General features: G+C 71.1%; 16 protein-coding genes. 5 read left to right on the forward strand and 11 right to left on the reverse strand.

The genetic code is table 11. From position 1 onward, the window contains the following. Nucleotides 1-27 precede the first annotated feature (27 nt). The 3 genes from BIU91_RS01855 to dut all read right to left on the reverse strand — a co-directional run bounded on the left by BIU91_RS01855 (nucleotide 28) and on the right by dut (nucleotide 2,074). The gene (locus tag BIU91_RS01855) at nucleotides 28-732 is read right to left on the reverse strand and encodes a DUF3159 domain-containing protein (protein ID WP_253183661.1); all 705 of its coding nucleotides are present in this window, start codon (nucleotides 730-732) and stop codon (nucleotides 28-30) included. Nucleotides 733-863: 131 nt separating this feature from the next. Continuing rightward, complete coding sequence (locus tag BIU91_RS01860) at nucleotides 864-1,586, reverse strand: DUF3710 domain-containing protein (RefSeq protein WP_027465470.1); 723 nt, start codon at nucleotides 1,584-1,586, stop codon at nucleotides 864-866. Further along, complete coding sequence (dut, locus tag BIU91_RS01865; RefSeq protein ID WP_071403948.1) at nucleotides 1,583-2,074, reverse strand: dUTP diphosphatase; 492 nt, start codon at nucleotides 2,072-2,074, stop codon at nucleotides 1,583-1,585. The genes BIU91_RS01860 and dut overlap by 4 nt, the downstream gene beginning before the upstream one ends. A gap of 63 nt (nucleotides 2,075-2,137) precedes the next feature. On the opposite strand from dut, the gene BIU91_RS01870 reads away from it, so the two are divergent. Further along, nucleotides 2,138-2,569, forward strand: a complete 432-nt coding sequence (locus BIU91_RS01870; protein ID WP_071403949.1) for a DUF3093 domain-containing protein — start codon at nucleotides 2,138-2,140, stop codon at nucleotides 2,567-2,569. 128 nt (nucleotides 2,570-2,697) lie between these two features. Here the strand turns inward: BIU91_RS01870 and BIU91_RS01875 are convergent, their stop codons facing one another. Then, entirely contained in the window at nucleotides 2,698-2,997 is a 300-nt protein-coding gene (locus tag BIU91_RS01875; protein ID WP_017886098.1) for a DUF4193 domain-containing protein, read from the reverse strand. A 298-nt stretch (nucleotides 2,998-3,295) separates the two neighbouring features. Here BIU91_RS01875 and sepH point away from each other — a divergent pair, with 298 nt between their 5' ends. Further along, a complete protein-coding gene (gene sepH, locus BIU91_RS01880; RefSeq protein WP_171907751.1) occupies nucleotides 3,296-4,324 on the forward strand; it encodes a septation protein SepH in 1,029 nt (342 codons plus the stop codon). A gap of 50 nt (nucleotides 4,325-4,374) precedes the next feature. On the opposite strand, the gene BIU91_RS01885 is transcribed toward sepH, so the two are convergent. After that, a complete protein-coding gene (locus BIU91_RS01885) occupies nucleotides 4,375-5,541 on the reverse strand; it encodes a nucleotide pyrophosphatase/phosphodiesterase family protein (protein WP_071403951.1) in 1,167 nt (388 codons plus the stop codon). Nucleotides 5,542-5,584: 43 nt separating this feature from the next. Here BIU91_RS01885 and BIU91_RS01890 point away from each other — a divergent pair, with 43 nt between their 5' ends. Then, on the forward strand, nucleotides 5,585-8,071 hold the full coding sequence (locus BIU91_RS01890) for a DNA topoisomerase (ATP-hydrolyzing) (RefSeq protein ID WP_071403952.1): 2,487 nt from the start codon (nucleotides 5,585-5,587) through the stop codon (nucleotides 8,069-8,071). Between the two features lie 288 nt (nucleotides 8,072-8,359). On the opposite strand, the gene BIU91_RS01895 is transcribed toward BIU91_RS01890, so the two are convergent. Continuing rightward, nucleotides 8,360-10,486, reverse strand: a complete 2,127-nt coding sequence (locus BIU91_RS01895) for a DNA topoisomerase IV subunit B (protein ID WP_071403953.1) — start codon at nucleotides 10,484-10,486, stop codon at nucleotides 8,360-8,362. Nucleotides 10,487-10,653: 167 nt separating this feature from the next. On the opposite strand from BIU91_RS01895, the gene BIU91_RS01900 reads away from it, so the two are divergent. Then, nucleotides 10,654-10,878 carry a hypothetical protein gene (locus tag BIU91_RS01900; RefSeq protein ID WP_017886093.1) on the forward strand — a complete coding sequence of 75 codons (225 nt, stop codon included), beginning with the start codon at nucleotides 10,654-10,656 and terminating at the stop codon, nucleotides 10,876-10,878. A gap of 133 nt (nucleotides 10,879-11,011) precedes the next feature. On the opposite strand, the gene BIU91_RS01905 is transcribed toward BIU91_RS01900, so the two are convergent. The 5 genes from BIU91_RS01905 to BIU91_RS01925 all read right to left on the reverse strand — a co-directional run bounded on the left by BIU91_RS01905 (nucleotide 11,012) and on the right by BIU91_RS01925 (nucleotide 16,907). Further along, nucleotides 11,012-11,785, reverse strand: a complete 774-nt coding sequence (locus BIU91_RS01905; RefSeq protein WP_071403954.1) for a type 1 glutamine amidotransferase — start codon at nucleotides 11,783-11,785, stop codon at nucleotides 11,012-11,014. Further along, nucleotides 11,782-13,041 (reverse strand): MurT ligase domain-containing protein, encoded by a 1,260-nt coding sequence (locus tag BIU91_RS01910; RefSeq protein WP_071403955.1) that lies wholly within the window; start codon nucleotides 13,039-13,041, stop codon nucleotides 11,782-11,784. Before BIU91_RS01910 ends, BIU91_RS01905 begins: the two co-directional genes overlap by 4 nt. Before the next feature lie 6 nt (nucleotides 13,042-13,047). After that, nucleotides 13,048-14,307: an RNA polymerase sigma factor gene (locus BIU91_RS01915; RefSeq protein ID WP_027465462.1), complete on the reverse strand. Its 1,260-nt coding sequence runs from the start codon at nucleotides 14,305-14,307 to the stop codon at nucleotides 13,048-13,050. Nucleotides 14,308-14,500: 193 nt separating this feature from the next. Then, nucleotides 14,501-15,820, reverse strand: a complete 1,320-nt coding sequence (locus BIU91_RS01920) for an MFS transporter (RefSeq protein WP_071403956.1) — start codon at nucleotides 15,818-15,820, stop codon at nucleotides 14,501-14,503. Nucleotides 15,821-15,977: 157 nt separating this feature from the next. Beyond that, nucleotides 15,978-16,907, reverse strand: coding sequence for a PAC2 family protein (locus tag BIU91_RS01925; protein ID WP_071403957.1), 930 nt, complete (start codon nucleotides 16,905-16,907; stop codon nucleotides 15,978-15,980). A gap of 76 nt (nucleotides 16,908-16,983) precedes the next feature. On the opposite strand from BIU91_RS01925, the gene BIU91_RS01930 reads away from it, so the two are divergent. Then, nucleotides 16,984-18,474, forward strand: a complete 1,491-nt coding sequence (locus BIU91_RS01930) for a leucyl aminopeptidase (RefSeq protein WP_071403958.1) — start codon at nucleotides 16,984-16,986, stop codon at nucleotides 18,472-18,474. Nucleotides 18,475-18,564 lie beyond the last annotated feature (90 nt).

Raw genomic sequence — 18,564 nt, forward strand, 5'->3', positions numbered from 1 at the left:
GAGAACTATCTTGATGTCGAGAGAACTCTACACCGGGGCGACGTCGTCGCGTCGGACGAACACGGTGCGGACCAGCAACCAGGTCACCCAGAGCACCGCCGCGTAGAGCGGCACACCGAGGATGAGCTTCAGCCCGGCGAGCAGCTCGACCTGCGCCGTCAGGTACAGCGGGACCTCCACCGCGAGCCGGACCGCGAACAGCCCGACCCAGATCCAGGTGGCGACCGTCAGCACCCGGCGCTTGACGGGGTCGGCGCGCCAGTCGACGTGCGAGCCGTCCTCGTTCGCGGGCAGCAGGAACCCGACGACGAGCCCGATGAGCGGCCAGCGGATCGCCAGCGTGATGAGCAGTCCGACGAGCCAGACTGCGTTGATGACGATCCCGGGGATGAAGTTGCTCTCCGCGCGGCCGGTGACGAGCGCCAGGCCGGCTGAGACCGCGACGCCGAGGATGCCCGCGAACGACATCGTCACCGACTGCCGCTGCAGCAGCCGGAGCACCACGAACACCAGGCCGACCGCCACCGGGATCACGACGCTCGGCACGAGCTCCTTCGTGATCGCGTAGACGACCAGGAACGCGAACCCGGGCAGCACCGACTCGGCGAGCCCACGCACCCCGCCGACCGCGCCGAGCAGCGCCCGGCCGGACGGTGCCTCACCGGGTGCCACGCGGGCGATCCCGGCGTTCTGCACGGCGTCACGGAACTGCGCGGAGAACGACGGCGCCACCGAGGGCTCAGCCGCCGGCGCCACCGATGACTCAGCAGCCGGTGCAACGGGGTCGGAGCCAGCCGTCTCGGGTCGTGGGGTGTCGTCGTGGTCCGGCACCGTGCCTCCAGGCGGGGTTGGTCGTCTGTCGGTCAGATCGCGGTCTGCGTCGACTTGGGCATGTGCAGCGGGATGAGGTCGCGCGGCGGCATCGGCGTCGTGCCGCGCACGACGACGACGCTGCGGAACAGCTCCTCGATCTCGCTCGCGTCGTCGGGCTGCTCGGCGGCCTTGCCGGCGATCACGCCGCGCAGGAACCAGCGCGGGCCGTCGACGCCGACGAAGCGGGCCGGACGGGAGCCGGCGGTGCCGCCGTCGCCGTCCACCGCGACCGGGACGGACGCGCGGAGCTCGGGGCCGAACGGGCCGTCGACCTCGGTCACGACACCGCCCTGGCGCTCGATCTGCTCGGCGATCTGGGCGCGGATCTCGTGCCAGAGGCCGGTCGAGCGCGGTGCTGCGAACGGCTGGACCTGCAGCGTGGACTCGTCGTAGTCGAGCCCGACCGCGACGACGCGCTGCGAGCCCTCCTCGACCTCGAGGCGCAGGTGCAGGCCCTCGCGCGGGAGCACCTTCACCCCGCCCAGGTCGACGTAGGGGCGGACCAGGTTCGCCTCGGTCTCGTCGTGGGGGCCGTTCTCGGCCCGGTCCTCCGGAGCGGACTTGTCCGTCGGGGCGACCGCGTCGACCTCGTCGAGGTCCGCGTCGGCATCCGTCGCGATGTCGACCTCGGGGGACGTGTCTGCGACCTCGATGTCGTCGGCGACGGCGTCCGCCACCTCGACCTCGTCCCGCTTGCGTCGGCCGAACTTCATGCGCGCGTTCCTTCCTGAGCGTCTGCGGCGGCACCGGTCACGGCGTCGCTCCGGTCACCGTAGCCCGACGAGCCGAACCCGCCCTGTCCGCGGACGCTGTCCGGCAGGTCGTCGACCCGGGTGTAGGTCACCTGCGGCACCGGCATCACGATCAGCTGGGCGATGCGGTCGCCGACGTGCACCTCGTACGGTTCCGTCTGGTCGGTGTTGAGCAGGGCGACCTTGATCTCCCCGCGGTAGCCGGAGTCGACGGTGCCGGGGCTGTTCACGATCGTGATGCCGTGCTTCGCCGCCAGGCCGCTCCGCGGGACCACGAACGCGGCGTACCCCTCGGGCAGCGCGATGCGCAGGCCCGTGGCGGCCAGGTGTCGCTCCCCCGGCTGCAGCACGAAGGCCTCGGTGGAGACGAGATCGGCACCCGCGTCGCCGGGGTGGGCGTGGCCGGGAGCGTGCTCCCCGGTCCAGAGGACGTCGACTGGTTCGGTCACGTGACGAGGGTAGTGCAGCCGTGACCGTTCCGTGACCTCGCTCGCTCGTGATCGAATGGACCCGTGACCCTGTACCGCGAACGACTCTGGGCCCCGCCCGCCCTCTACCTGGCGACGGCGCTCGTCATCCCCGCCACCCTGCTCGTCTTCCTCCCCATCAGCGTCCTGGCCGGCGTCCTCGTGGCGATCGGGATGGAGCTCGGGGTCCTGGTCCTCCTGTGGGCACTCGCACCCACCATCGAGGTCACCGACACCGACTTCCGCGCGGGCAAGGCACACCTCCCCCGAACGCTCGTCGGCACGACCGAGGCGTTCGAGGGCGCAGCGGCCACCGAGCAGCGCGGGCCGGCACTCGACGCCCGCGCCTGGACCCTCTTCCGCGGCTACGTCCGCGGGGTCGTCAAGGTCGAGGTGCGCGACGACGCGGACCCGACGCCCTACTGGCTGGTCAGCGTCCGGCACCCGGGCAAGGTCGTCGAGGCGCTGCGGTCCTGACGGACCACGGCCCACGGCCTGGAGGCGCGGCTCGGCCCCGCCTCGCAGCACACGACGAAGGCCCCGCATCCCTGGAGGATGCGGGGCCTTCGCTGATCGTTGCGTCGAGAGCGACGCGGCTGTGCTCGCTAGAGCGAAGCGCACTCCGCGCAGACCGGTCCGAGCTTCGACTCGTGGTCGAGCTGGGAGCGGTGCTTCACGAGGAAGCACTCGACGCAGGTGAACTCATCGACCTGCGGGGGCAGCACCACGACGTCGAGGTCGACGTCGCTGAGGTCCTGCCCGGCGAGTTCGAAGCTGCCGGGGTTGTCGGAATCATCGTCGACGACCCCCGACATCTTGTCGGGAACGCGCTCCTTGAGGGCCTCGATCGACTCTGAGTCAGAGTTGTCGTCGGTCTTCCGGGGGGCGTCGTAATCGGTGGCCATGCCCATCCATTTCTCGTATCGAGAGGTCGTCGCCGGGTGATCGGCGGCGACAGTTTGCACCACGCCCCGCCAGAGCGCAAACCGAGTGCTGCGGCGGGTCGTGCTGGCTGTGCAACCCATGACCGGAACCGGACATTCCCGACACCCGTTGCCGGAGCGCCGCCCGCCCGGGATCGGCCGTGCGGATGTCCGCGGCACGCCCGTGCGCCTCCCCGGAAACCGCCCGTCGTCCCTGCATACTCACGGGGTACGACAGCAGGACCGTACGCGACGCTGGGAAGGCGGAACCATGCAAGACGTGAGAGTCATCGGAGTCGAGTCCGGCGCACTCCTCCTGGCGACCGACGGCGGCACCGAGTTCCGGTTGCCCGTCACGTCGTCGCTGGCAGGCCAGGTGCGCCAGGCGAACCCCGACGCCGGTCCGCAGAAGCGGGTCTCCCCCAAGGACGTCCAGGCGCGCATCCGTGGTGGCGCCGACGCCGCCGACGTGGCCGCCGCGCTCGACGTCGACGTCGAGTACGTCCGCCGCTTCGAGGGCCCGGTCCTCGCCGAGCGCGCCTTCATCCTCGACGCCTCGCACCGCGTGCCGGTCACCCCGGTCGACGACGAGGCCCCCGACACCTTCGGCCCCGCGATCACCGCGAAGCTCGAGGCCGGCGAGGCCACCGCGATCACCTGGGGCTCCTGGAAGCACCCGGAGAGCGGTTGGCAGGTCCGCGTCCGCTACACCGCGGGCGAGGTCGAGCACGACGCCCAGTGGCACTTCGACCCCAAGACCTCGACCCTCGTGCCGGACAACGGTGACGCGCACCGGCTCTCGCACACCGACGACGAGGGCATCGCCCCACGCCTGCGTGCGGTCGAGTTCGAGCAGCAGGACGACGACGGCACCCGCTTCGACTCCGGCGCCTTCCGCGTCGACGAGCCGGAGCAGCCGGCCGCCGAGCCCGAGCTGTCCCAGCACGCGCCGCTCCGTGCACCGCTGCCCCGCATCGGCCAGGCCGCCGTGGAAGAGCGTGCTCCCGGCAACGAGACCGCCGACCTGCTCGAGGCGCTCCGCCGCCGCCGCGGTGAGCGCGAAGCAGCGTCGTTCGGCGAGCAGCGCGACGAATCCGCCCGCGGTACCTCCATCAGCGTCGTCGACATCCCGCTGCAGGGCTTCGAGGACAGCGGTGCGCACGACACCGCACCGCAGTCCGCCGACGCCCGTCCTGCATCGGCGCCGGAGCCCGAGAGCCGTGGCGAACGCAAGAAGCGCAACCGCCGCTCGATGCCGAGCTGGGACGAGATCGTCTTCGGCACCCGCCCGGACGACGACCCCGCCTGATCGGCATGCTCACCGGCCGTCGGCGCTGCCCCTCGTGAGCACTGGCGTCCTCAGTGGGCGAACGCGCCGGCGAGCCGGAGCGGCACGATCGTCTCCTCGTCGGTCATCGCCCCGTGCTGGCCGATCATGCGCTTCGGCGTCTCGTCCTCGCGCAGGGCACGGTCGTCGTTGAACGCCCACGAGCCGCGTGCCACGACGAGCACGTCGCCGATGCGCGGCAGCACCTCGTCGGACACCCGCCCGAACCACCCGGCCTCGATCGCCTCGGCACGGCTGGCGACGGAGGCCTTCTTGCCGTAGCGGGCCCGGAACGCGCCGACGAGGGCTCGGACGTCGGTACCGGGTGCGACGGTGAGCTGGCGGCAGCGCGGGTCACCCGCGACGCCGACGACGTCGGTGAGCAGCAGCGGGTCGATGGCGATGTTCGCGTGGTCCGGCACGTCGAGCACACCGTGGTCCGCCGTCACCAGGACCCCCACGTCGTCGGCGGTCCGCGCATCGAGGCGGGCGAGTTCCCCGTCGAGCAGCTCGAGGGCGGCCGTCCACCGGTCGGACTGCCAGCCGTACTTGTGCCCGATCGAGTCGAGCTCCGGCACGTACAGGTAGACGAGCGAGCGGCCGGTGGCGGTCTCGGCCAGTGCGGCGTCGACACGCTGCGGGATGGTGTCCGCCGACACGTACCGGGCGCCGCCGAGCACGTTCGCGGTCATCCCGGACGAGCGGTACCGGTCCGGCCCGACGACGACCGGCTCGAGTCCGAGTTCCGCGGCCCGGGTGAACAGGGTCTGCGTCAGGAACCAGTCGGCGGGCACCTCGGTGTCCCAGCCGCCGAGCAGGTTCATCACGGCACCGGTGTCCGGGTTCCAGCCGCTGTACCCGACGACGCCGTGGGTGCCGGGCGACCGGCCCGTGGTCAGGGTGCTCAGCGCCGCCGCGGTCGTCGTCGGGAACCCGCTCCGGAGCTTCTTCGCGGTGCCGGTGCCCTTCGCGCCGGTCAGCCAGCGGGCGTGCCCGGCGCGCGCCGCCAGCGCGGCGGAACCGAGGCCGTCGACCAGCACGACGATCGCCGAGCGGGCGGGGCGGAGGGTGATCCGGGCCTCCAGGCCGTCGTTCCGCAACCACGCGTCGTCCGCAGCGCCGAGCGCCACGAGGCAACTCGGGAAGACGTCGGCGAGGTTCGCGACGGCGTCGGGGGCCGTCGGTACGCTTGTTCCCATCCCACGAGTCTCCCAGACGACTCCGGTTCTCCAGAAAGGTGCCATGGCACGCACGGACGTAGTCGGCCTGCCCGACGGTGAGCGCATCGAGGACGTCGACGTCTCCGAGGAGATGCAGGGCTCCTTCCTCGAGTACGCGTACTCCGTCATCTACTCGCGGGCACTGCCCGACGCCCGCGACGGCCTGAAACCGGTGCAGCGTCGCATCCTGTACCAGATGGCCGAGATGGGGCTGCGGCCCGACCGCGGACACGTCAAGAGCGCTCGCGTCACCGGCGAGGTGATGGGCAAGCTGCACCCGCACGGCGACGGCGCGATCTACGACGCGCTGGTCCGCATGGCCCAGCCGTTCACGATGCGCGTGCCGCTCGTCGACGGCCACGGCAACTTCGGCTCGCTCGACGACGGCCCCGCGGCCGCCCGGTACACCGAGGCGCGGCTCGCCGAACCGTCGATGGCGATGACCGAGGGCCTGGGCGAGGACGTCGTCGACTTCGTCCCGAACTACGACAACCAGATCATGCAGCCGGGCGTGCTGCCGGCGGCGTTCCCGAACCTGCTCGTCAACGGCGCCTCCGGCATCGCGGTCGGCATGGCGACGAACATGGCGCCGCACAACCTCGGCGAAGTCGTCGAGGCCGCGAAGCACCTGCTCATGAACCCGCAGGCCAGCCTCGAAGAGCTCATGGAGTTCGTGCCCGGCCCCGACCTGCCGTCCGGCGGCACGATCGTCGGGCTCTCCGGGGTCCGCGACGCCTACGCCACCGGCCGTGGTTCGTTCCGCACCCGCGCCAAGGTGAGCGTCGAGAACCTCACCCCGCGCAAGGTGGGACTCGTCGTCACCGAGCTGCCGTACCTGGTCGGCCCCGAACGCGTCATCGAGAAGATCAAGGACGGCGTCCAGTCCAAGAAGCTCGTCGGCATCTCGGACGTCAACGACCTGACCGACCGCAACCACGGGCTCCGGCTCGTCATCGGCATCAAGAGCGGCTTCAACCCCACCGCCGTGCTCGAGCAGCTCTACAAGCACACCCCGCTCGAGGACGGCTTCGGCATCAACAACGTCGCGCTGGTCGGCGGGTCACCGCGCACCCTCGGGCTCCGCGAGCTGCTCGACGTCTACGTGCAGCACCGGCTCGACGTCGTCACCCGCCGGTCGCAGTACCGGCTGGCACGACGCAAGGAACGGCTGCACCTGGTCGAGGGCCTGCTCATCGCGATCCTCGACATCGACGAGGTCATCCAGGTCATCCGCACCTCCGACGACTCCGAGGCGGCGCGCAACCGCCTGCGCGACGTCTTCGACCTGTCCGAGGTGCAGGCCGAGTACATCCTCGAGCTGCGCCTGCGCCGCCTGACGAAGTTCTCGCGAATGGAGCTCGAGGCCGAGCGCGACCAGCTGCTCGCGGACATCGCCGCGCTCGAAGAACTGCTGGCGTCCGACGAACGGCTCCGCGTGCAGGTCGCCCTCGAGCTCACCGAGGTGTCCGACAAGTTCGCGACCCCGCGCCGCACCCTGCTCACCGAGGCCGACGCCCCGGTGAAGGGCGGTCGGAAGGCCGCGGTCGACCCGGAGTCCCTGCAGATCGCCGACTCCCCCTGCCGCGTGCTCCTCTCCACCACCGGACGGCTCATCCGCGTCGACATCCCGACGTCGGAGCTCGGCATCGTCCGCGTGCCGAAGCGCTCGAAGCACGACGCCGTCCGCTCCGCCGTGGTGAGCACGGTGCGGGGGCAGATCGGCGCGATCACCTCGACCGGTCGTGTCCTCCGGCTCTCCCCCGTCGACGTCCCCGCCGTACCGCCCGCCGCGGTCCGGCTCGACGCCGGCGTCCGGGTCACCGACTTCCTGGCGCTCACCAAGGGCGAGACGGTCGTGGCGATCGTCGACCTGTCCGGCGCGTCCTCGGACTCGCTGGCGATCGGCACCGCACACGGCGTCGTGAAGCGCGTCGTCCCCGGTGCCTGGCCGGACAAGCCCGAGTTCGTCGCCATCGGCCTGAAGCCCGGCGACCACGTGGTCGGCGCTGCCCAGGCCCCGGAGTCCGACGACCTCGTGTTCATCAGCTCGAACGCGCAGCTGCTGCGGTTCCCGGCGTCGGTCGTCCGGGCGCAGGGGCTGCCCGCCGGTGGTGTGGCCGGCATGGCCCTCGCCGACGGCGCCTCGGTGATCTGGTTCGGCTCGGTCGCACGCTCCGACGACGCCGTGGTCGCCACGGTGTCCACCACCTCGACCGCCCTGCCCGGCACGGACGCCGGCCGCGCCAAGGTCTCCGCCCTGTCGGAGTTCCCGGCGAAGGGCCGTGCCACCCAGGGTGTCCGTGCGCACGCGTTCCTGAAGGGCGAGGACGGGCTCACCGTGGGCTGGGCGGGCATCGCGCCGCCGCACGCCGTCGGCACGGACGGCGCCGCGCGGACCCTGCCCGACTGGCTGTCGAAGCGCGACGGGTCGGGTGCCCCGCTCGAGGCCGTCATCGGCTCGATCGGCGGCAGCGCCGCGACGCTCGACGGCACCGCCGGCGAGGCGTAGGCGCGCGCTGGCGCGCGCTGGCGTCCGCTGGCGCGCGCCACCTTTCGCGCCTGGCGACACCTCACACCCTGCGACACCCGTGAGGTGTCGCCCAGCGCGTGAGCACGCAGGGCGCACCGGCCTGGAGGCGCGGGGCGGCCCCGCCACGGGCCTCCCGTCCGCCATCGCCGTGTCGCGGACGCGGCGCGGTTTCGCGCTGAGCGACACCTCACGGACCGGCGGCCGCGTGGACTGTCGCCCAGCGCGTGAGCACGCCAGGCCGCTGCGCGGCCCGGGCGTGAAGACGCGCTACGCGTCGATGCGGTCGCGGTCCAGGCCCTCGCCGGCCAGGATGAACTCCTTGCGCGGCGCGACGTCGTTGCCCATGAGCAGCTCGAAGACCTTCGCGGCGCCCTCGGCATGGGTCACGTTCACCCGGCGCAGGGTGCGGTGCGCGCGGTCCATCGTGGTCTCCGCCAGCTGGTCGGCGTCCATCTCGCCGAGGCCCTTGTACCGCTGGATCGGCTCCTGGTACTTCTTGCCCGTCTTCTCGAGCTTCTTCAGCACCGTCTGCAGCTCCTGTTCGGAGTACGTGTAGAGCGTGTCGTTCGGCTTGCCGCGGTTCACCACGACGACCCGGTGCAGCGGCGGCACGGCGGCGAAGACCCGGCCCTGTTCGATCATCGGCCGCATGTACCGGAAGAACAGCGTCAGCAGCAGCGTGCGGATGTGGGCGCCGTCAACGTCGGCGTCCGACATGATGATGATCTTGCCGTAGCGGGCCTGGTCGATGTCGAACGTGCGGCCCGAACCGGCGCCGATGACCTGGATGATCGACGCGCACTCGACGTTCGAGAGCATGTCCGACACGGACGCCTTCTGCACGTTCAGGATCTTGCCGCGGATCGGCAGCAGCGCCTGGTACTCGCTGTTGCGGGCGAGCTTCGCGGTGCCCAGCGCCGAGTCACCCTCGACGATGAAGAGCTCGGTGCCCTCGGTCTCCTGCGAGCGGCAGTCGGCGAGCTTCGTCGGCAGCGAGGAGTTCTCGAGCGCGTTCTTGCGGCGCTGCGTCTCCTTGTGTGCCCGCGCCGAGATGCGGGTCTTCATCTCGGACACGACCTTCTCGAGCAGGGCGGCCGACTGTGCCTTCTCGGTGCGCTGCGTCGAGGTGAGGATCTCGGTGATGCGCTTCGACACGACCTGGTCGACGATCTTGCGGACCGCCGGGGTGCCGAGGATCTCCTTCGTCTGTCCTTCGAACTGCGGCTCGGGCAACCGCACGGTCAGCACGGCGGTCATGCCGGCGAGCACGTCGTCCTTGTCGAGCTTGTCCTGCCCGACCTTGAGCTTGCGGGCGTTCGCCTCGACCTGGGCACGGACGGCCTTGACGACCCCCGACTCGAACCCGGCCTGGTGCGTGCCGCCCTTCGGCGTCGCGATGATGTTGACGAAGCTGCGGAACACCGTCTCGTAGCCACTGCCCCAGCGGAGCGCCAGGTCGACCTCGCACTCGCGCTCGACCGAGGTTGAGACCATGTGGCCCTTGTCGTCGAGCATCGGCACGGTCTCGGTGAAGGTACCGGTCCCCTGCACGCGCCAGACGTCGGTGAGGGGGCTGTCGACGGCGAGGTGCTCGACGAATTCGCCGATCCCGCCCTCGTACCGGAAGCGCTCGACCACCGGCCCGGCGGCCACGGTGGTGCCCGTCGCCTCGGCCCGGGCAGCAGCAGCCTCGATCGACGCCGCGCGCTCGTCGGTGATGGTGATGCCGAGCCCGGGCACGAGGAACGCGGTCTGGCGTGCACGGGTGACCAGGTCATCGGTGCTGAACCGGGCGTCGGCGGTGAAGATCTGGCGGTCCGCCCAGTACCGGATCCGGGAGCCGGTGACGCCCTTCTTGACCTTGCCCACCACACGCAGTTCGCTGCCGGAGGTGAAGGGCGCGAACGGCGCATCCGGGCCGATGCCCTTGCTGTCGTCGAAGATGCCGGGCTCGCCGCGGTGGAACGACATGGCGTAGGTCTTGCCGCCCCGGTCGACCTCGACGTCGAGGCGCTCTGACAGCGCGTTCACGACCGAGGCGCCGACCCCGTGCAGGCCGCCCGAGGCCGCGTACGACCCCGAGCCGAACTTGCCGCCGGCGTGCAGCTTGGTGAACACGACCTCGACGCCGGTGAGGCCGGTCTTCGGTTCGACGTCGACGGGGATGCCGCGGGCGGTGTCCCGGACCTCGACCGAGCCATCGGCGTGCAGCACGACACCGATCTCGTCACCGTGTCCCGCGAGTGCTTCGTCGACCGAGTTGTCGATGATCTCCCACAGGCAGTGCATGAGGCCCCGGGAGTCCGTCGAGCCGATGTACATGCCCGGCCGCTTCCGGACCGCCTCGAGCCCTTCGAGGACGGAGAGATGGCGTGCGGAGTAGTCGGAGCTCACCGTCGGAGTTTACCGAGCGGCACCGACAGCACCGTGTGGACACTCGCACTGGGGCCAAGCGATCCGCGCTGAGCGAAACAGGCCCCGACAATGCGTCGCTCTCAGGCATCACGTGTTGAAATGGTGCAACCACCCGGCACCACCTGCGATCCGTGAGGAGCACAGCAATGACCCAGACCGTGCAGGACCCCTCCATCGACGAAGTCAGCAACCACCAGCTGACCGCCGCCGACCGTTGCGACAGCTGCGGGGCGCAGGCCTACATCCGAGCCACCATGTCGAGCGGCGAGCTCTACTTCTGCGCCCACCACGGCGCCGAGTTCAAGGACAAGCTCGCGGCGACCGCCATCGAGTGGCACGACGAGAGCAGCCGACTCTACGAGTCGAAGTAGTCGCGACCGACAGACGGACAGGAGGCGCGGTGCCAGCTGGCACCGCGCCTCCTGTCCGTCTGCAGCCCCGTTCAGAACGCGCGGAGACGACGAAGGCCGGGCCCCCTCGGGACCCGGCCTTCGTCTTCGTGCGTCAGGCGATGCGCTTGAACGCCTTGTCGACGTAGCGGTCGACCGTGGCGCGCGCTTCGCGTGCGTAGCGGTCGATGGTCGCCGTGCGCTCGGCGTCCGGTGCGTACTCGCGGCCGAGGCGCGCGGTCGCTGCGGCGAGGACACCGTCGGTCAGCTGCGGGTTGAGCGGCAGGACCGGACCCTGGGTGTGCGTGCCGAAGGAGTTCCCGACGATCGCGCCCTCGACCGGGGAGCCGGCCTGGTTGCCGCCGCCGGAGACGACGTCGGCGAAGGGGGTGGCCCCGGCTGCGAGCTCGATGCGGGTTGCGTGGTCCTCGAAGCCGGCGAGACGCTTCGGTGCTCCGGGGAGCAGCGGGTACCGGGTCTCGAGGACGAAGTAGTTCACGCGACGTTCGGCACCACGGACGGCTCGGGCGTCGAACACGCCGAAGCCGGCGACCGGCGCACCCTCGGTCGGCACGACCTCGTTCGTCGCGAGGTCGAACCCACCGCCGACGGCGAGCACCGGCACACCGTCGGTCGCGAACGCGCGGAGCGCGCCACCGATGCGTGTGACGTCGTCGCCCAGGGAACGCATCGCGCTGAGCGGACCGTTGCCGATGACGACGACGTCCGCCGTGGTCGGCAGGTCGTCACCGGGCGCGTACTCGAGGACCTGGGTCTCGATGTCCGCGGCGGCCGCACGGCGGACCAGCGCCGCGACGTTGCCACGGTCGCCCGAGACGCCCATCTGCCGGGGGTAGACGTGCAGGATCGTCAGCCGATCGGCCGTCATGCGGTCTTCTCCATGTCCGGGTGGCCGAGGGCCTTGCGGGCGATCATCATGATCTCGTAGTTGACGATGAAGTTCTTCGTCCCGCGGGTCGTCGAGCCGAGCTGCTCCATGTGCTTGATGGCCGCTTCGACGTCGGGCTCGACCCGGCCGATGCGGACACCGGCGTGCTCGAGCGCGATCGCGATCTGCCACGCCTTGTCACCGGAGACGACGTCCACGTGGTCGAGCTTCGAGAAGTCGATGTCGTAGATCCAGGAGATGTCGGGCGTGCCCTCGTCGATCGCCATGAGGACCTGTTCGGGCTGGTCCGGCAGGGCGTCGAGGTTGAGCTGGAGGCTCGCGGCGTTCTTGAACATCGTGAACTCGGCGGACTCGCCCGCGATGGGCAGTCGCTCTCCGCGGCCGTACGCCGGCTTCATCGTGCCGAAGGCCTTGGTCACGGCATCGGCGCGGAACTGCGCGCCGAGGGCCGCACTCGCCGTGGCGGTGGCCGCAGCGGCGTCGACCGCGTAGTGCAGGCCGCGTGCGGGCAGCCGGACCGGGATCTCGGCGCCGTCGAAGCGGATCGTCGCGCCGTCGCCCGTGTGGGCCACGACCTCGGCGTCGGCGGTGTGCTGGGCACGGTCACCGGCGTCGAACGAGTCGGCGTTCTGCAGACCGTTCGGGGCTGCGGCGATGACCTCGTCGCTCGCACCGAACCGCAGCACGCGCTGCCCGGGGGTACCGGAGTAGCCGTCGAGGAACTGGTCGTCGTGGTTCGTGATGACGTTCGCCCTCGACAGTGCGGCGGTGTCGAGCATCATCGTCGCCACGCGCTCGGTCTCGAAGAACCGGTACAGCTGGTCGACCTGCACGTTGAGCATCGTCACCGTCGAGGGCGACAGGATCCCGGCGAGCTCGACCGCGAAGGCCTCGTCGACCTCGAGGATGCCGATGTCCGCCTTCAGGCGACCGGTCAGCGAGACCTCGGACAGCAGGGCCGACGCGATGCCCTGCGGCAGGTTCGCGCCGGACGGGTTCGTGAAGACCCGCAGCCCGTGGGCCCGCACGATGTCGGAGATCATGTGCGTGGTCGTCGACTTGCCGTTCGAGCCGAGCACGAAGACGACGCCGTTCGGGAACTGCTTCGTCACGTGCTGCAGGAAGTCCGGCACGAGCTTCAGGACGATGAACCCCGGGTAGGCGGACCCGCCGCCCCGCGCACGAGCGAGGGCACGGAGGATCCGCCCGATCAGGATCGGGATGAAGAAGCGCATGCCGGCTTACTCGAGGTAGTCGCGCAGCGACTGCGACCGCGACGGGTGGCGGAGCTTCGCCATCGTCTTGGACTCGATCTGACGGATGCGCTCACGCGTCACGCCGAACGTGTCACCGATCTGGTCGAGGGTCTTCGGCTGGCCGTCACCGAGGCCGAAGCGCATGCGGATCACGCCCGCCTCGCGCTCGGACAGGGAGTCGAGCAGGCTCTCGAGCTGTTTCTGCAGCATCGTGAAGCCCACCGCGTCGGCCGGCACGACCGCCTCGGTGTCCTCGATGAGGTCACCGAACTCCGAGTCGCCGTCCTCGCCCAGGGGCGTGTGCAGCGAGATCGGCTCGCGGCCGTACTTCTGGACCTCGACGACCTTCTCCGGGGTCATGTCGAGCTCGCGGGCGAGCTCTTCCGGAGTGGGTTCGCGACCGAGGTCCTGCAGCATCTGCCGCTGGACGCGGGCGAGCTTGTTGATGACCTCGACCATGTGCACCGGGATGCGGATGGTGCGGGCCTGGTCGGCCATGGCGCGGGTGATGGCCTGACGGATCCACCACGTCGCGTAGGTCGAGAACTTGAAGCCCTTGGTGTAGTCGAACTTCTCGACCGCACGGATCAGGCCCAGGTTGCCCTCCTGGATGAGGTCCAGGAACTGCATGCCACGACCGGTGTAGCGCTTCGCGAGCGAGACGACCAGGCGGAGGTTCGCACCGAGCAGGTGCGACTTCGCACGCTGACCGTCACGGGCGACCCAGCGCAGTTCACGCTCGGCGGGCTTCGAGAGCCCCGTCGCGTGCTGCAGCTTGTCCTCGGCGAACAGGCCGGCCTCGATGCGCATCGCGAGCTCGACCTCCTGCTCGGCGTTGAGCAGGGCGACCTTGCCGATCTGCTTCAGGTAGTCCTTCACCGGGTCGGCGGTGGCACCAGTGATGGTCGTCGAGTAGACCGGCGCCTCGTCGTCGTCGGTCTGCGAGATGACGAGCGCACCGGCGGCGACCGCGGCAGCGGCGTCCGGCTTGGCCGTCTTGTCGTCGGTGTCGTCGGCCTCGTCGGTCGGCTCCTCGACGGGCTCGTCGGAGGCGATCGCCTCGTCGACGGCGTCGGTCTTCTTCGCCTTGGGCGCCGCCTTCTTGGCGGGCGCCTTCTTGGCGGGGGCCTTCGTGGCGCGCTTCTTCGGCGCTGCGGTGCCCTCGGTGTCCGTGGCGTCCTCTGCCACAGCGCCCTCGGGCTCGGTGTCCTTCGTGGGATCGATCGTCGTGCTCCGGGCAGCCATGCGATCACCTCTCTCGTCGTGCCACGTTCGTGGGGTCGTGGCCTCCCTCGCCGCCCAGGTCCCGCGCCGCAGTCCCCCGCGTCGTACGAGTCCTACCGTTCCGGGCAGCACTAGGACCCATGTCAAGTCCCCCGAGTTCACCGGCGCACCGAAGTGTTCCGACAGACAGGGGTCCCGAACGGGTCCGTGATCATTATTGCACGTGCCGCTTCCGCAGGCGTGCAACGAGTGCAACCCAGAGTGGCCCGACGCGTATTCCCTCTTCCGAGTGCAGCACCCGGCGGGTCCGACGGCGGGCGTGCAGCAGCATCCCGACGCCGAAACCGACCACGACGTACTGCACCGTGAGGGCGATCCGGAAGTTCTCCCAGGCGAACACCTCGGTGCCCGAAGCCCGCGCAGCGACGTCGAGGACGACGCCGATCAGGTACATCATCACGAAGGCCGCCAGGAAGCCGCCGACGTTCACCACGCCGTTCGCCGAGCCGAGCGATCCGACCGGGTTGAAGGTCCGGGCGAAGTCGAAGCCGATCAGGGAACCGGGCCCGCCGATCCCCATCGCGACGACGAGCAGCACGAGCAACCACGTCGGCGGGTGCCCGGGCCAGAGCAGGATCGCCGTCCAGAGCACCGCGAGCAGGACGACCACGCCGAGCACCAGGTTCGACCGGCGCATCGGGAACCGCGCGCAGAGCACGCCGAGCACCGGACCGGCGACGAACCCGACGACCACGATGATCGTGAGGAACCCGGCAGCCTCACCCGGGGAGTACCCGAGCCCCCGGAGCATCGGCACGCCCCACAGCAGCGAGAACACCGTGCCCGAGGACTGGGTGACGTAGTGCGACCAGAACCCGAGCTGCGTGCCCGGGCGCCGGAGCGCGTGCCCGAAGGTGCTGAAGGCGGCACCCCACGAGTGCGGCAGCGGGATCGTGTCCGTCCGCACCGGCACGGGACCGTTCCGCACGAAGACCGCGGCGAGCACCAGGCCGACAGCGCTGGCCGCGGCCGCGACGCCGAACGCCGGGGTCCAGCCCACCGTGTGCAGGAGCACCGCGAAGGGGAACGCCGACAGGATCTGGCCGATCTGCCCGAGGTTGCCCGTCCACTGCGAGATCTGCGGCAGGATCCGGCCGCTGAACCACATCGGAACCAGGCGGATCACCGAGATGAAGGTCATCGCGTCACCGGCACCGACGAGCACCCGCCCCGCGATGGCCGGCCCGATCGACGGGGACACGGCGACGATCGCCTGTCCGACGACCAGCAGCGCGGCGCCGAGGAGCACCAGCCGGCGCGGGCCCACCCGGTCGAGGGCGATCCCCACCGGGATCTGCAGCCCCGCGTAGACGGCGATCTGCACCACGGCGAGGGTGGACAGGACCGCGGCGGAGACGGCGAACCGGTCCTGCGCGTCGACGCCGGACACCCCGAGCGAGGACCGCTGCACCACGGCGAGGACGTACGCGAGGACCGCGACGCCCCAGATCAGGAAGGCACGACGGGAGTTCACCGGACCAGGCTACCGACGCGTCCCCGCGTCGATACGCGACGAGCGTCGTCGAGGTGCGTCACGTCGTGCGGGCGACCGGAGGACGGCCTGGAGGCGCGGTGCGGGGCCGCCACGGGCCTCCAGGCCGCCCTGTGGGCACGTCCGGATCCCGCGACGGTCAGTCGGTCGCGTCGCCCTGGGTGCGCCGGTCGGCGAGGAAGCGCTCGAGCTCGGCCGCGATCGCGTCGGCGGTCGGCACCTCGCCGTCCACGCCCGTGAGCGGCGACGCGACGGGGTTGCCCTCCATGTACGTGTCGTGCCGCTCCTCGAGCACGGAGACCAGGCGCTGCAGCTCGGGGTTGCCGGCCACCTGCTCCTCGACGCGGGTGAGGAACTCGCGACCCGACTCGCGCAGGGCGTCGGTCGGGAAGATGAGCCCGGTCGCGGCGGCGATGCCGGACAGGGCTGCGACTGCGGCGTCGGGGAACTCGGTGTCGGACAGGTAGTGCGGCACGAGCAGCACGAGCCCGGTGACCTGGGCACCCGTCTCGGCGAGGCGGTGCTCGACCAGGTGCAGGACGTTCGCCGGCGCCTGGGTCTCGGGCTTCCAGATGCTCATCTGCTCGACGAGGTCGGCCCGGGTGCCGGAGACGGTCAGGCTGATCGGACGGGTGTGCGGGACCGGCATCGGGATGGACTGCACCCACGTGGTGTCGGCGACCTGCAGGTCGGCGGCGAGCCCGGTGACGGCGCGGACGAAGCGGTTCCACTGGAAGTCCGGCTCGTAGCCCGACAGGAACAGGAACGGCTGGCCGATCTCGTCGCGCACCAGGTGCAGCGCCAGACGGGGCGGCTCGACGGCGCTGATGTGGTCGTGTTCGAAGGTGATGACCGGCCGACGGGCCCGCCAGTCGAGCAGCACGTCCGGGTCGAACTCGGCGACGAGTTCGGTGTCGAGGTCCTCGAGGATCGAGTTCGTCACCTGCGCGACGGCCGATCCGGCATCGGCGAAGCCGGTCAACCCGGCGATCAGGTGCAACCCTGCTGGCACGGTCGGGGCGTCCGCGTCGAACGTGTAGAGCTCCTCGGGGTGGTTCACCGTCCCCATGCTAGGCGGGGCCTCCGACGTCCCCGGTGCGCGACGACCACGCCGACAGCGAACAGGCCGTCGGTAGGGTTGGAGCATGGTCCGACCGACGCTCTCCACCACCAGTTCACCCCCCGAGACCACCACCGCCGACGTGCTCGTCGTCGGGGTCCGCCCGGGCCCGTCCGGCGAGGCCGACAGCACCGCTGTGCTCGCTCCCACCGCCCTCGGCACGCTCGATGCCCTCGCCGGCCTCGACCTCGCCGCGATCGGGGTCACCGGCGCGAAGGACCAGCTCGTCCGCCTGCCCGCCGCCGGCGTCGGTGCGAAGTCGGTCGCGCTCATCGGCCTCGGCTCCGCCACGGGTGCCGCGGCGATCCGCGCTGCGGCCGGCAGCGCCGTGCGACAGCTCCCCCGGGTCGACTCGATCACGCTCGCCCTGCCCACCGACTCGGCCGAGCTCGTCGACGCCGCCCTCGAGGGCGCGGCGCTCGGCGCGTACGCCTTCACCCGGCACAAGGGCACCGGCACCAAGGCCCCGGCCCGCGGTGACCAGCGCATCGAGGTCGTCGCCCCCGCCGACGTCGCAGCCGACGCCGCCGTGCGCCCCGCGATCGTCGCCGACGCCGCGTCGCTCGTGCGCGACCTCGTGAACACCGCCGCGGGCGACCTCGGGCCGCAGGACGTCGCCGACGTCGCGACCGGGTTCGCCTCGGACCTGCCGCTCACCGTCGAGGTCCTCGACGAGCAGGCGCTCGAGGAGCAGGGCTTCGGCGGCATCCTCGGTGTCGGCCGCGGTTCGGCGCGTCCCCCGCGCCTGGTCGTCGTCCGGTACGCGCCGGAGACCGCCACGAAGCACCTCGCCCTCGTGGGCAAGGGCATCACCTTCGACTCGGGCGGCCTCTCGCTCAAGCCCGCGGCGTCGATGCTCGGCATGAAGACCGACATGACCGGTGCCGCCACGGTGCTCGCCGCGACCGTCGCCGCCGCCCGCCTGGGGCTGAACGTGCGCGTGACCGCGTGGCTCGCCCTCGCCGAGAACATGCCCTCCGGCACCGCGACCCGCCCGGGCGACGTCCTGACGCTGAAGAACGGCACCACGGTCGAGGTCACGAACACCGACGCCGAGGGCCGCCTCGTGCTCGGCGACGGGATGGCCGCCGCGTCGCTCGAGCAGCCCGACGCGCTCGTCGACGTCGCCACGCTGACCGGTGCCCAGGTCGTCGCGCTCGGCGACCGCACCACCGGCCTGATGGGCAGCGACGACCTCGTCGCGAAGGTCCGTGCCGTCGCCGAGGGCGTCGCGGAGCCGATCTGGCCGATGCCGCTGCCCGAGGAGCTCGAGGCCCGGCTGTCCAGCGACGTCGCCGACATCGTCAACGCCACGGTCGGCAACCCGGCCGGCGGCATGCTGCTCGCGGGCAAGTTCCTCGAGCGCTTCGCCGGCGAGGGTGTCCCCTGGGCGCACCTCGACATCGCGGGTCCGTCGGAGAACAAGGGCGGCGGGTACGCCTGGTTGGGCAAGGGTGCGACGGGCGTGATGGTCCGGACGCTCATCGCTCTCGCAGAAGACCTCCAGTCCGAGTAGTAGGTTTGGTACCGGTGGGAACGGCGCACCGACGCGCCTCCCACCGGTACTGCACGGGACGGGACCGGAACCACGCGGTCCGACCGTCGG

The sequence above is a fragment of the Curtobacterium sp. MMLR14_002 genome, assembly GCF_001864975.1.
Lineage (GTDB): Bacteria > Actinomycetota > Actinomycetes > Actinomycetales > Microbacteriaceae > Curtobacterium > Curtobacterium flaccumfaciens.